Genomic DNA, 13019 nt, shown 5'->3' with positions numbered 1-13019 from the left:
GAGCCGGGCGGGCCGGCTCCCCCCGCGCCGGGACGGTCAGAGCAGGCGCAGCAGGCGGGACTCGATGGACGGCGGGTTCAGGTCGCTCTGGAGGGCCACCCGGACCTCCGTCCGGCTGTCGCCCGCGCCCACGCGCAGCGTGCCGACCTCCTTGCCCGCCTTCTCGTTGTGGCCCAGGGCGGACGGGTCCAGGGTGACGGTGCCGGTGACGCCCGGGAAGCCGGGCACCACGAGGTCGTTGGTGGCGACGACCGAGACCTTGCCGCCGAGGCCGTCGTCCACGCTGGCGACCACGTCGCCCTTCTTCACCACGGTCTGGCCGGTCAGCCCGTTCTGGGCGGCCTGGATCTGCTTGCCGCTGACCTTGAGCACGGTCGGCAGGATGCCGTCACCGGGGTTCGGGCTGGTGGCCTGCTGGCCCAGGGTGACGCCGAGGATCAGCCGCTTCACACCGCCGATCTCCTTGTAGGCGGCCCACATCAGGCAGCCGCCGGCCGGGGTGCTGGAACCGGTCTTGACGCCGATGACGCCGGTCTTCGGGTTGATCAGGTTGTTGGTGTTGGAGATCTTCACGTTGTTGAACGTGGTGTCCGGGGTGGAGACGATCTGCCGGAAGATGTCGTCCTGCATGACCTGCTCGGCCAGCTTGAGCTGGTCCTTCGCGGTGGACTTGGTGTCCGCGTTGTAGCCCGCCGGGTCGGCGTAGGTGGTGTTGGTCATGCCGAACTTGGCCGCGGTGTCGTTCATCTGCTTGACGAACGCGTCCTCGGAGCCGGAGTGGAAGCGGGCGAGCAGCCGGGCCACGTTGTTGGCGGACGGCAGCATCAGCAGTTCCAGCGCCTGGTACTCGGTGAGCTCCTGGTTCTCGACGAGCGTCACGCGGGACTCGTCGGCGTTGCCGGACTCCTGGGCGGCCTGCTTGTCCACCTTGATCTTGGGGCCGCTCTCCCCCTTCTTGAGCGGGAACTTCTGCAGGATCAGGTAGGCGTTCATCACCTTGGTGACGCTGGCGATCGAGGCCGGCGCCTCCTGACCCGAGGTGCCCAGGCTTCCGACGCCGACCACCTCGGCGGCGGACTGGCCCTTGGCCGGCCAGGCGAGGTCCAACTGGTCGCCGGCGAAGCTGAAACTGCCCGCGGTCGTCATCCGCAGCTTCGGGTCCGGCAGCGGGCGCAGCAGCTGGCCCACCACGAGCACGCCGAGCACCACGGCCAGGAAGGCCGTCCAGATGGTGACCCGCTTGAGCGCGCGGCGCAGCGGCGAGACCGGGCGGGCGTTGAGGGTGGCGAGCACCTCCATCGCCTCGGCGGTGTTCTCCGGCGAGGGCTGGGGCTGGGGCTGGGGCTCCGGAGTCGGCCGGGGCTCCGGCCGCGGCGGCACCTGCTGGGAGGGCAGCGGCTCGGGCCGGGGCAGCGGCGGGACGGGCGGCACCGGCCGCCGGTCCGGCTCGGGCAGCGGTGTCGGCGCGGGGGCGGGGGTGGGGGCCGGCTTCGGGGCCGGCCGGGGCAGCGGTTCGGGGGCCGGGTCCGGCTCCGGCAGCGGAGCGGGCTCCGGGGGCTCGGGGACGCTGCCGGCGGCGGGCGGCGCCGCCGGGGCCGCGGGGGTGCGGAGCGGGGCGGGCTTCTCCAGATTCTCGGACCGGCCCGACTGCCCCGCCCCGCCCGAGCGCTGACCGGGCTGCCCGTTCCCGGTCAGTGCGACGGGCGCGGTGGCGTCGGGGGTCTCGGAGGCCTTGGAGGTCTCGGAAGCCCCGGGGGTCTCGGGCGCGTCGGCCTTCTCCGGCTTCTCGGCCTCCGCCGGCTTCTCGGCCTTCGCCGCCTCATCGGGCCCGTCGGCTTCGTCGGCCTCGTCGGCTTCGTCCGCCGTGCCGGCCTCGTCGGCCTTGCCGACCTTGCCGACCGGCTCCGCCGCCGCGGTGGTCCGGATGGCGAGACGCGGGTCGGCGACGGGCGTCCGCTCGGCGCTCCCCTTCTCACCGTCGGTCTCCGGCGCGTCCTTCTCCTTCTGCGCGCCGCCGCCGGAACCGCCCTCGTCCGCGCGCTTGCGCAGCTCTTCCGGCAGGCGCAGCGCGGTGGTCCGGTTGTCCACCGGCAGCCGCAGGGCGGTGGTGCGGTCGTCCGTCGGCAGCCGCAGCATGGTCGTCCGACTGTCCACATCCCGGACACGGAGCTCCACCGTCGGGCCGCCCTTGGTGCCCGCCTTCGGCCCGTCCACGGAGGAGTCGGCCGAGGTGCCGGCGGCGGTGTCGGCAGCGGTGCCAGCGGCGGGCGAGGCGTCAGCGGACGCGTCGGCGGCGGCCTCGGTCGAGGCCTCGGTCGAGGCGTCGGCCGAGGACCGGACGGCCCCGGCTGACGCCCCGGCAGCCGCCGCACCCTCCCGTTCGCCCTTCCGTTCGCGCTCGCGGTCCCGCTCCCGCTCGCCGTCCCTCAGCACCCTGTCGGGGGACTCGCCCACGTATCCCAGCCTCCTCAACGCCCGGCGGGGCACCGGCAGACCCGATTTCGGGAAGCCGACGCCCCGCCCCGTGTACCTGTACAGTCTCCGCCACCGACGGCCGTCCGGCCGCGCACACCCCGCCCGACCGGGGCTTATTGCCGCCGCACGGCCGCAACGCGGTCTGTTCAAGGGTCAGACGCCGGGCCCGAGGCCGCCGGTTCCGCGCCTTCACCGCAAGGTCACGATTCGGAGGCGTACTCGACAAGCCCGTGTGAGAGGCGTCACCCTGTCTCTCATCCACGCGGGGAGGCTTGGATGGGCAAGAGCCGCAGAACTGTTCCCGAGGAACTCTTGCTGCTCGCTTTGGACCCGACCACGGGTACCACGGCGCAGCCGCAGACCCTCGACCTCGGACTCGCCGGGGCCCAGCTCGTCGAGCTGTCCCTGGCCGGACGGATCGTACCGGAGGGTGACCGGATCGCCGTCGTGCTCGCACGACCGACCGGTGACCCGACCCTCGACCACGCACTGGAACTGCTGCGCCGACGCGGCAGTCCGGTCCGCGCGGCGCACTGGATCGGCGGGCCCCGGCTGGGGCTGCGGCAGACGTACCTGGCGCACCTGGAGCGCTGCGGCATGGTCACGGCCGTGCCGGGGCAGGTGTGCGGGGTGCTGCCGACGACCCGGTACCAGGCGTCCGACGACTGCACCAACGCCGCGATCAAGCAGCGGCTGGACACCGCGATCCGCACCGGCGTGCCGCCGGACCCGCGGACGGCCGCGCTGGCGGCCCTCGCCCACTCGGTGGGGCTGGGCAAGCACCTGTACCCGGGCAACGAGGGCCGGTCCTCACGGTCGCGGCTGCGCGACCTGATCCGGTACGACCCGTTGGGCGGGATGGTCGCGCATGCCGTGATGGACGTGCAGAACGGCCTGCCGGCGCAGCAGAACCGTTCATCCCAGGGCCCTGGGGCCGGTTCCGGGGCCGCTTCCGGTCGCTCCGGTGCCCGTGCCACGGGCCGGTCCCCGGGCGGGCGGGTCCCCGCGCCGCGGGTCGGGGTGCGCTGACCCGGGCCGCCGGACCCGTACCGGGCGACGACCCGGGCGGCACGTCCGACGACCCTGACGACGCCCCGGAGGACGGCACATCCGACGGCACGTCCGACGGCACGTCCGACGGCACGTCCGACGGAAGGTCCGAGGGAACGCCCGGCAGCGCACGGCGCACCGTTCGCGCCCCTCGGCGGCGCTGAACGACCTTTCGCACTTCTCCGCACCACCAGGACGACCGGTTCCACCCGCACCACCGCCACCGCCGGAGGCATCGGGCACACCGGAAGCACGAGAAGCACCAGGAGCACAGAGGGGCGGTCGCCCCGCGACGCAAGTCGCCCGGCGACCGCCCCTCTGCCGTTCCCGCAGGCCCGTGGGGGCCCGCCGCAACTACCGGTTCGAGTCGCCGAGCCGCATTACCACCTGGGGGCTTCCGCTGTCTCACAGACGCGCTTTTCCGATGATCTGTTCTACCGCGCTGCTGTGATTCCCCGGCGCCGACCTGGCCCAAGGTGACATGCTGCTCCAAGTCAGGGGGGTTGGTCCCAATGTCCGAAGTGTTCCGAGGGCTGCCGTTCCAACGATCACCAGAGGTTCGGCCGGAGGTCGACGTGTCCGCGAACATCAATCCCACCGTGCGCCGCCGACGCCTCGGCTCCGAGCTGCGCAAACTCCGCGAGGGCCTGGGGATGACGGCGGAGGAGGTGGCCGGCCGCCTGATGGTCTCCCAGTCGAAGATCAGCCGCCTGGAGAACGGCCGCCGCAGCATCAGCCAGCGCGACGTGCGCGACCTCTGCGACGTGTACAACGTGGCCGACGAGCAGATGCGCGGCAGCCTGATGGAGATGGCCAAGGAGTCCCGCCAGCGCGGCTGGTGGCACGACTTCAACGACATGCCGACCCCGTACAGCGTCTACATCGGGCTGGAGGCCGAGGCCTCCTCGATCCGTGCCTACGAGTCCTCCTTCATCCCCGGCCTGTTGCAGACCGAGCAGTACGCGCAGGCGGTGGTCGAGGGCACCCAGCCGGACACCGACGCGATCGCGGTGCAGCGCCGGGTCCAGGTGCGGATGAAGCGCCAGGAGCGCGTCCACGGCGAGAACCAGCTCGGCAGCCTGTGGACCGTCATAGACGAGGCGGCGCTGCGCCGCGAGGTCGGCAGTCGCGAGATCATGGCCCGCCAGCTGCGGCAGATGCTGGAGCTGAGCCTGCGCCCGAACATCACCATCCAGGTGATCCCGTTCTCGCACGGCGCCCACCCCGGTATGACCGGGACATTCTCCCTGCTGGAGTTCCCGGAGTCAGCCGATTCCACGGTTGTCTACTTCGAAGGTGTGACGAGCGATCTCTACCTGGAGAAGGAGACCGATGTGCGCCGCTATACCGGTCTGTACGACTACCTGAGAGCGGCCGCACTCGGTGTCGCGGAGAGCCGGTCGCTGATAGCCGACATCGAAAAGGGATACCACGAATGAGCACCCCCGCCGAGCACGGAACCCGTTGGCGCAAGAGCAGTCACAGCGGAGGCCAGGGCGCCTGCGTGGAGATCGCCGGACCGGCTGCGGGAGCGGTCGCGGTCCGGGACTCCAAGGACCCGGCCGGTCCGCAGCTGCGCTTCTCCACCCAGGCCTGGAACGCCTTCGCGTCCGCTGCGGCGGCGGGGGCCTTCGGCGAGGTCTGAACGGGATCCGTGCTCGGCCCAGTTGCCCGTAGCGCTGTGCGTCGCCCCGAGCGGCGGCGGTCGGCGCTACGGGCAACTGCCGTTCCGGGGGCCGTCCTTCACGAAGGCGCCCTTCACGAAGGCGCCCTTCACCAACGCGCCCTTCACCAAGGCGCCCTACACGAAGGCGGCGGCCGGAGCGCCGCCGTTCAGTGCGCCACCGGGTAGCGGACCGCCCAGTCGGCCCCCTCCGGGCTCTGCCGGTCGTGCAGTTCGGTGCCGTGCATCAGCTCCAGGGCGAAGTCGTCGGCGAGTTCGAGGATCGCGCCGCGCCCCTCCAGCCCGGCCACCAGGCCCGGCGGCAGCGCGGTGTCGCCGTGCAGCACCCCGAGCAGGTTGCCGCATATCGAACCGGTGGAGTCGCTGTCCCCGGAGTGGTTGACGGCCAGCAGCAGGCCCGAGCGGACGTCGTGGGCGACCAGCGCGCAGTAGACCCCGATGGCCAGCGCCTCCTCGGCGACCCAGCCCTCCCCCAGGGCCTCGACCCGCTCGGCGGACGGCTCGCCGGCCCGGACCGCGTCCAGTGCGGCGCGCAGCGCGGCGGTGGTCTCCTCGTGGGCGTGCCGCTCGGAGAGCAGGGCCAGTGCCAGGTGCACGCCCTCCTCCAGGGTGCCGCCGCGGGCGACGGCCTGGACGATCACCGCGAAGGCGCCCGCCGCGAGGTAGCCGGTGGGGTGGCCGTGGGTGAGCACCGAGCACTCCACCGCGAGTTGGAACACCAGGCCCGGCTCCCAGGTGGTGAGCAGCCCGAAGGGCGCCGCCCGCACCACCGTGCCGCAGCCCTTGGAGTGCGGGTTCTTGGGCCGGTCCAGGGTGCCGAGGCGCTCGCCGTCCGGGCCGGTGAGGCCGGTCAGGCAGCCCTGGCCGGGGGCGCGCTGGGCGTACAGCCACTCCTCGCGGCCGAGCCAGCCGAGGTCGGGGCGGCGCTCGTCCGGGCCCCAGTCGCGCTGGGTGGCGGCCCAGCGCAGGTAGGCCAGGTGCAGGTCGGTGGGCGGGTGCCAGCTGCCGGTGTCGCGCCGGATGTGGGCGCGGATCAGGCCGTCCACGGTGAACAGGCTGAGCTGGGTGTCGTCGGTGACGGCGCCGGTGCGCCCGTAGGCGGGGAGGTAGCCGGTGACGCCCTGCGGGCCGTGCTGGGCCCGGATCTTCTCCAGGTGCTCGAACTCGACGCCGGCGCCGAGCGCGTCACCGATGGCACCGCCGAGCAGGCAGCCGCGCACCCGGCTGCGGAAGTCCTGCTGCTGGGCTCGTGACCACAGTGGCATCACGACGGGGCGCCTTTCGTCGGGGTCGGGGGCCGCGTGCGACACCACGGCCGCCGACGCGCCCTGGCACTGTACTTCGAAGGTTCGAACGGAAGGACGGCGTCCCACGGAGTCCGCCGCCCCTGCCCGGCCCCGCCCGGCCCCCGCCCGGCCACTGCCCGGCCCCCGCCGGTACGGTCCCTACCCGCACGGCCCCTGCCGCGCCCGGTCCCCCGACCGTACGGTCCCGCCCGGCCGCCGCCCGTACGGCGGCCGGGGGTCGGGGTTCCCGGCGCCCGGCCTCAGTCCAGGACCGGCAGCAGCTCCGGCAGGTGCCCGTCCGAGGCGAGCGCCGCCGCCCGCCGCTCGGCGGGCACCTCGCCGTAGAGGGTGGTGCGCTGGCGGTGCGGGCGGCCGGCGGCCTCGGCGATCGCCTGGAGGTCGCGCACCGACTTGTAGCTGCCGTACGCCGAGCCGGCCATCCGCGAGATGGTCTCCTCCATCAGCGTGCCGCCGAGGTCGTTGGCACCGGAGCGGAGCATCTCGGCCGCGCCCTCGGCGCCCAGCTTGACCCAGCTGGTCTGGATGTTGGGGATGTGCGGGTGCAGCAGCAGCCGGGCCATCGCGACCACGGCGCGGTTGTCCCGGGCGGTCGGGCCGGGGCGGGCGATGCCGGCCAGGTAGACCGGGGCGTTGGTGTGGATGAACGGGAGGGTGACGAACTCGGTGAAGCCGCCACCGCTGTTGGATTCGAGCGAGCGTTGCTGGATCTCGGCGAGCAGCCGCAGGTGCCCGAGCCAGTGCGCGGGGGTGTCCACGTGCCCGTACATCATGGTGGACGAGGAGCGGATGCCCAGCTCGTGCGCGGTGCTGACCACCTCGACCCAGGTCGCGGCCGGCAGCTTGCCCTTGGTGAGCACCCAGCGGACCTCGTCGTCGAGGATCTCGGCGGCGGTGCCGGGGATGGTGTCCAGGCCGGACTCCTTGGCCCGCTGCAGCCAGTCGCGGATCGACAGGCCCGTCCTGGTGGCCCCGTTGACCACCTCCATCGGGGAGAAGGCGTGCACGTGGATGCCGGGGACCCGCTCCTTCACCGCGCGGGCGATGTCGAAGTAGGCGGTGCCGGGCAGGTCCGGGTGGATGCCGCCCTGCATGCACACCTCGGTGGCGCCCACCTCCCAGGCCTGGGCGGCCCGTTCGGCGACCTGTTCCAGGGAGAGGGTGTAGGCGTCGGCGTCGGTGCGGCGCTGGGCGAAGGCGCAGAAGCGGCAGCCGGTGTAGCAGACGTTGGTGAAGTTGATGTTCCGGGTGACGCAGTAGGTGACCTCCTCGCCGACCGCCGCCTTGCGGACGTCGTCGGCGATCCGGCACAGGGCGTCCAGGGCCGGGCCGTCGGCGTGGAAGAGCGCCAGCGCGTGGTCGTCGGTGAGCTTCGTCGGGTCGTCGGCGGCCACCGCCAGCGCCTCGCGCAGGTCCCCGGCGAGGCGCTCGGGCGCGCCCTTGGCCAGCACCTGCTCGCGCAGCACCTCCCAGTCGCCGTACACGTCCTCGAAGTCGGCCCGGCGGTCGCCGGTGCGGCCCTCGGTGTCGACGGCGGTGTGCAGGTCGGTCCGGCCGTACGACTCGGGCAGGTCCTCGGGCTCCTGCCAGGGGCGGCCCAGGACGGCCGCGTCCGGGTCGGCCAGGCCGGTGGCCGGGTCGGCCAGGGCGCGGACGTGCGGCAGCACCCGCGGGTCCAGCCAGGGTTCGCCGCGCAGCACGTACTCGGGGTAGACGGCGAGGCGCTCACGCAGTTCGAAGCCGGCCGCGGCGGAGCGCTCGGCGAGGCGGTCGATCTGCGGCCAGGGGCGCTCGGGGTTGACGTGGTCCGGGGTGAGCGGGGAGACGCCGCCCCAGTCGTCGATGCCCGCGGCGATCAGCCGCTCGTACTCGCCGTCGACCAGGTTCGGCGGCGCCTGGAGGCAGGCGGTCGGGCCGAGCAGGTGCCGGGCGACGGCCACCGTGGCGACCAGTTCGTCCAGTTCGGCGTCGGGCATGCCGCGCATCGCGGTGTCCGGCTTGGCCCGGAAGTTCTGCAGGATCAGTTCCTGGACGCCGTGGTAGGCCCGGGAGACCTTGCGCAGCGCGAACAGCCCCTCGGCGCGCTCCTGGTGGGTCTCGCCGATGCCGATCAGCAGGCCGCTGGTGAAGGGGACGGAGCTGCGGCCCGCGTCCTCCAGCACCCGCAGCCGGACGGCGGGTTCCTTGTCCGGGGACCCGAAGTGCGGGCCGCCGGGCTCGCTCCACAGCCGGGTGGCGGTGGTCTCCAGCATCATGCCCATCGAGGCGGAGACGGGCTTGAGGCGCTGGAAGTCCGTCCAGCTCAGCACCCCGGGGTTGAGGTGCGGCAGCAGGCCGGTCTCCTCCAGGATCCGGATGGACATGGCCCGGACGTAGGCGATGGTGTCGTCGTAGCCGTGCGCGTCCAGCCACTCGCGGGCCTCGGGCCAGCGGTCCTCGGGCTTGTCGCCGAGGGTGATCAGGGCTTCCTTGCACCCGAGTTCGGCTCCGCGCCGGGCCACCTCCAGCACCTCGTCCGGGGACATGAACATCCCGTGCCCGGCCCGGCGCAGCTTGCCGGGGACGGTGGCGAAGGTGCAGTAGTGGCACTTGTCGCGGCAGAGCCGGGTGAGCGGGATGAACACGCTCTTGGAGTAGGTGATGACGCCGGGACGGCCGGCCGCCTCCAGGCCGGCGTCGCGCACCCGGGCGGCGCTCGCGCACAGGTCGCGCAGGTCCTCGCCTCTGGCCTGGAGCAGGACGGCGGCCTCGGTCGGGTCGAGGGCCACGCCGTCCCGGGCGCGGCGCAGGGCGCGCCGCATGGCGTTCGCGGTCGGAGGGTTGCTTGCGTCCGTTGCGGTTCCGTCCATGGCGCGACCCTACGCCAGGGTGGTACGACGGGATGACCCAACCCTGAGGCCGTCTCAGGGTCGGCGTACCCGCCAGGTTCACCTCGAAGTGCCCCTGCAGGGCGATGACGTGGCGGCGGTACCGGCCTCTAATGGAGGTGCAGGGCCAATCGCACGGGTTCGTAGAGGAGTTGAGGACGCCATGACCAATGGGACGGCGGGGGAAGACCGTTCGGACGGCGGGGTGCCGTACCGCTCACGGCGGCGCACCCTGGTGCGGGTCGGGGTGCCGGTGGCGGTGGTCGCGGCGATCGCCGCCGGGGTCGGGCTGGTGCCGGCGCTGGCCGCCGACTCGCCACCGGACCTGCCGCAGCTGTCCGCCGAGCAGGTGGTGGCCAAGGTGCTCGGCTCGGACGCCCAGACCCTGTCCGGGACGGTCTCCGTCTCCACCGACCTCGGGGTGCCCAGCCAGCTGCTGGGCGCGGCCGCGGGCGGCCTCGGCGCGGCGGCCGGACACGGCGGCGGGAGCGACGGGGGCGGCGCGGGCGCGGACCCGCAGGCCAAGCTGCTCGGCCTGCTCGGCGGGGACCGGACGCTGCGGGTCGCGGTGGACGGCCCGGACCGTCAGCGGGTCGACCTGATGGAGAACATGGCCGGCTACACCCTGGTCCGCAACGGCGACCAGAGCTGGGCCTGGGACAGCTCGACCAACACCGCCCTGCACCTGACCGGGCGTCCGGGCGGGCACGCCGGTCCCGCCGATCACGCCGATCCCGCCGGGAAGCCGAAGGGCCCGCTCACCGGGGTGCCGACCACCCCGCAGGAGGCCGCGAAGCAGTTCCTGACCGGGAGCGCCGGCACCACTTCCGTCACCGTCGACGGAACGGCCGACGTGGCCGGGCAGAAGGCCTACCGGCTGAGCGTCAAGCCGACCCAGGCCGGCTCGACGATCTCCGAGGTGCGGATCTCGGTGGCGGCCGACAACGGGGTGCCGCTCGCGGTGGTGGTGAAGTCCACCGACGGCTCCACCGTGCTGGACGTGCACTTCACCGACGTGTCCTTCGCCAAGCCCGCCGCCAAGACCTTCGACTTCACCGTGCCCAAGGGCGCCAAGGTGACGGAGCAGAAGGCGGACGCGGCGGCCCAGGGCGCGCACGGCTCCCGCGACCAGGGCGCCCAGGGCGCCGCCGGCGGGCAGGGCCCGGCGGGCGAGCGGGCCAAGGGCCACGACGGCGTGAACGTGATCGGCGAGGGCTGGACGGCCGTGGTCTCCACCCAGCTGCCCAGCAGCACCGGGGCGCCCTTCGGCGGCCCGCAGAGCGACGGCAAGCAGGGCGACGGCAAGCAGGGCAAGCACCAGAGCCGGTCGATGAACCCGCAGGCGCTGGTGAAGTCGCTCGGCAAGCCGGTCGGCGGCGGCACCCTGATCAGCACCAAGGTCGTCAACGTCCTGCTCACCGACGACGGCCGGGTCTTCGCCGGTGCGGTGACCCTGCCGGTCCTCCAGCACGCCGCCGGGGTGAACTGACGGATGACCGAGGCTCCCGTAACGGGGGACGTTACGGAGTCGGCCGGGGGTCCGGGCGCCGCGTCGCGCCCGGCCCCCGTTCCTTCCGCTCCCGAGGCCCCCCGTACCGACGACGTGATCAGGACCCGCGGCCTGACCAAGCGCTTCCGCGGCGGCCAACTCGCCGTCGACGGCCTGGACCTGGCCGTGCCGCGCGGCTCCGTGTTCGGCTTCCTCGGCCCCAACGGCTCCGGCAAGACCACCACCATCCGGATGCTGATGGGCCTGATCGCCCCCACCTCCGGCACGGCCACCGTGCTCGGCGAGTCGATGCCGCAGTCCGTCGCCACCGTGCTGCCCCGGGTGGGCGCGCTGATCGAGGGCCCGGCGCTGTACGGCTTCCTCTCCGGCCGGGACAACCTGGTCCGCTTCGACGCCGCCGACCCGACCGCCGACCCGCGCACCCGCCGGCAGCGGGTCGGGACGGCGCTGGAGCGGGTCGGCCTGAGCGCCGCCGCCGGGAAGAAGGCCCGCGCCTACTCGCTCGGCATGAAGCAGCGGCTGGGCCTGGCCGCGGCGCTGTTGCAGCCGCGCGAGCTGCTGGTGCTGGACGAGCCGACCAACGGGCTGGACCCGCAGGGCATGCGGGAGATCCGGGCGCTGGTGCGGGAGGTCGCGGCGGAGGGCACCACGGTGTTCCTCTCCTCGCACCTGCTGGACGAGATCGAGCAGGTCTGCACCCACGCGGCCGTGATGTCCCGGGGCCGGCTGGTCGTCCAGGGCACCGTGGCCGAGCTGGCCGCCCGGGCCCAGGGCCGGCTGGTGGTCCGCACCCCCGACGTGGCGCAGGCCGCCGAGGTGCTGGCCGCCCACCAGGTGGGCGCGCTGGTGCCCGGCGAGGGCCGGGTCGACGGCGAGCTGGGCGCGAGCGGCGACGAGGCGCTGCCCAAGCTGTGCGCGGCGCTGGTGGAGGCCGGGGTCCGGGTGCACGGGTTCGGGCTGGAGCGGGGCACGTTGGAGGACGCCTTCGTGGCGCTGACCGGGGAGGGTTTCGATGTCGCGGGCTGAGGCTTCGGCGGGCGGGACGGCTACGGCCGGAGCCGCCACGGGCGGAGCGGCCGCGGGCGGGTCGACGGCGGGCCGGTCGACGGCGGGCGGGACGACGGTGGGCGGGACGGTGCTGGTGGCCGGGCGGCGGCCGCAGACCGCGTCCGGGTTCCTGGCGCTGTTCCGCAACGAACTGCACCTGACCTTCCGCCGGATGCGCACCAAGGTGCTGCTGGGCATCCTGGCGGCGCTGCCGGTCCTGATCGGGGTGATCGTCAAGCTCAACACCGACAGTCCGCACGGCGGTGGCGGCGGCGCGCCGAGCTTCATCGCGCAGACCACCCAGAACGGCCTGTTCCTGGTGTTCACCGCGCTGGCGGTGGCGCTGCCGGTCTTCCTGCCGATGACGGTCGGCGTGGTCGCCGGGGACTCGGTGGCGGGCGAGGCGGCCACCGGGACGCTGCGCTACCTGCTGGTCGCCCCCGCCGGGCGGACCAGGCTGCTGGCCGCCAAGTTCACCGCCGCGCTGGTGTTCTGCCTGGCCGCCACCGCGGCGGTCGCGGTGACGGCGCTGGCCGCCGGCGCCGCCCTGTTCCCGCTCGGCGAGGTCACCCTGATCTCCGGGGACACCATCGGCTTCGGCGACGCCCTGCTGCGGGCGGTGCTGGTGGCCGGGGTGGTCGCCGCCTCGCTGGCCGGGCTGGTGGCGATCGGGCTGTTCGTCTCCACCCTCACCGGCAGCGGCATCGCGGCGATGGCCGCGACCGTCGGGCTGGTGATCACGGTGCAGATCCTGGACGCCTTCCCGCAGCTGGACGCGGTCCGGCCGTTCCTGTTCACCCACTACTGGACGAGCTTCTCGGACCTGCTGCGCGAGCCGATGTACTGGGACGGCGTGTGGAAGGACCTCGGCCTCCAGGCCGCCTACGTCGCCGTGTTCGGCTCGGCGGCCTGGGCCCGGTTCACCAGCCGCGACATCAGCGCCTGACGGGTTCCTTCGCCGCCCCCGCCGGGGGGGGGGGGGGGGCGCCCCCGGGCCCCCCCCCCCCCCCCCCCCCCCCCCCCCCCCCCCCCGCCCCCCGGCGGCCCCCCCCCCCCCCCCCCCGGGGCCCAGAGCCGCGGCC

Annotated in this window: 9 protein-coding genes; 6 read left to right on the top strand and 3 right to left on the bottom strand. The window is 74.0% G+C overall.

The window, feature by feature from the left end:
- Window positions 1–36: 36 nt before the first annotated feature.
- Entirely contained in the window at window positions 37–2454 is a 2418-nt protein-coding gene (locus ACFY2K_RS28160; protein ID WP_387715090.1) for a D-alanyl-D-alanine carboxypeptidase family protein, read from the bottom strand.
- Window positions 2455–2751: 297 nt separating this feature from the next.
- Between ACFY2K_RS28160 and ACFY2K_RS28155 the strand changes: the two genes are divergently transcribed.
- The 3 genes from ACFY2K_RS28155 to ACFY2K_RS28145 all read left to right on the top strand — a co-directional run bounded on the left by ACFY2K_RS28155 (window position 2752) and on the right by ACFY2K_RS28145 (window position 5170).
- The gene (locus ACFY2K_RS28155) at window positions 2752–3504 is read left to right on the top strand and encodes a GPP34 family phosphoprotein (protein WP_375889073.1); all 753 of its coding nucleotides are present in this window, start codon (window positions 2752–2754) and stop codon (window positions 3502–3504) included.
- A gap of 596 nt (window positions 3505–4100) precedes the next feature.
- Window positions 4101–4964 carry a helix-turn-helix domain-containing protein gene (locus ACFY2K_RS28150; protein WP_375889071.1) on the top strand — a complete coding sequence of 288 codons (864 nt, stop codon included), beginning with the start codon at window positions 4101–4103 and terminating at the stop codon, window positions 4962–4964.
- Complete coding sequence (locus ACFY2K_RS28145; RefSeq protein WP_350505095.1) at window positions 4961–5170, top strand: DUF397 domain-containing protein; 210 nt, start codon at window positions 4961–4963, stop codon at window positions 5168–5170. The genes ACFY2K_RS28150 and ACFY2K_RS28145 overlap by 4 nt, the downstream gene beginning before the upstream one ends.
- 188 nt (window positions 5171–5358) lie before the next feature.
- Here the strand turns inward: ACFY2K_RS28145 and ACFY2K_RS28140 are convergent, their stop codons facing one another.
- Both ACFY2K_RS28140 and ACFY2K_RS28135 read right to left on the bottom strand, forming a co-directional pair.
- Entirely contained in the window at window positions 5359–6474 is a 1116-nt protein-coding gene (locus ACFY2K_RS28140; RefSeq protein ID WP_375889069.1) for an ADP-ribosylglycohydrolase family protein, read from the bottom strand.
- Between the two features lie 281 nt (window positions 6475–6755).
- Window positions 6756–9362: a bifunctional FO biosynthesis protein CofGH gene (locus ACFY2K_RS28135; RefSeq protein WP_387715085.1), complete on the bottom strand. Its 2607-nt coding sequence runs from the start codon at window positions 9360–9362 to the stop codon at window positions 6756–6758.
- A gap of 181 nt (window positions 9363–9543) precedes the next feature.
- On the opposite strand from ACFY2K_RS28135, the gene ACFY2K_RS28130 reads away from it, so the two are divergent.
- From ACFY2K_RS28130 to ACFY2K_RS28120, 3 genes are read left to right on the top strand one after another with little or no spacing between them, the layout of a single operon-like run.
- Entirely contained in the window at window positions 9544–10869 is a 1326-nt protein-coding gene (locus tag ACFY2K_RS28130) for an outer membrane lipoprotein carrier protein LolA (protein WP_380588786.1), read from the top strand.
- Between the two features lie 3 nt (window positions 10870–10872).
- Complete coding sequence (locus ACFY2K_RS28125; RefSeq protein WP_375889061.1) at window positions 10873–11916, top strand: ABC transporter ATP-binding protein; 1044 nt, start codon at window positions 10873–10875, stop codon at window positions 11914–11916.
- A complete protein-coding gene (locus ACFY2K_RS28120) occupies window positions 11903–12883 on the top strand; it encodes an ABC transporter permease (RefSeq protein WP_387715081.1) in 981 nt (326 codons plus the stop codon). The genes ACFY2K_RS28125 and ACFY2K_RS28120 overlap by 14 nt, the downstream gene beginning before the upstream one ends.
- Window positions 12884–13019 lie beyond the last annotated feature (136 nt).

The sequence above is a fragment of the Kitasatospora sp. NPDC001309 genome, assembly GCF_042896295.1.
Lineage (GTDB): Bacteria > Actinomycetota > Actinomycetes > Streptomycetales > Streptomycetaceae > Kitasatospora.
Note: the sequence above shows the minus strand (reverse complement) of the source record. Positions and strands in the feature narration are given on the sequence as shown.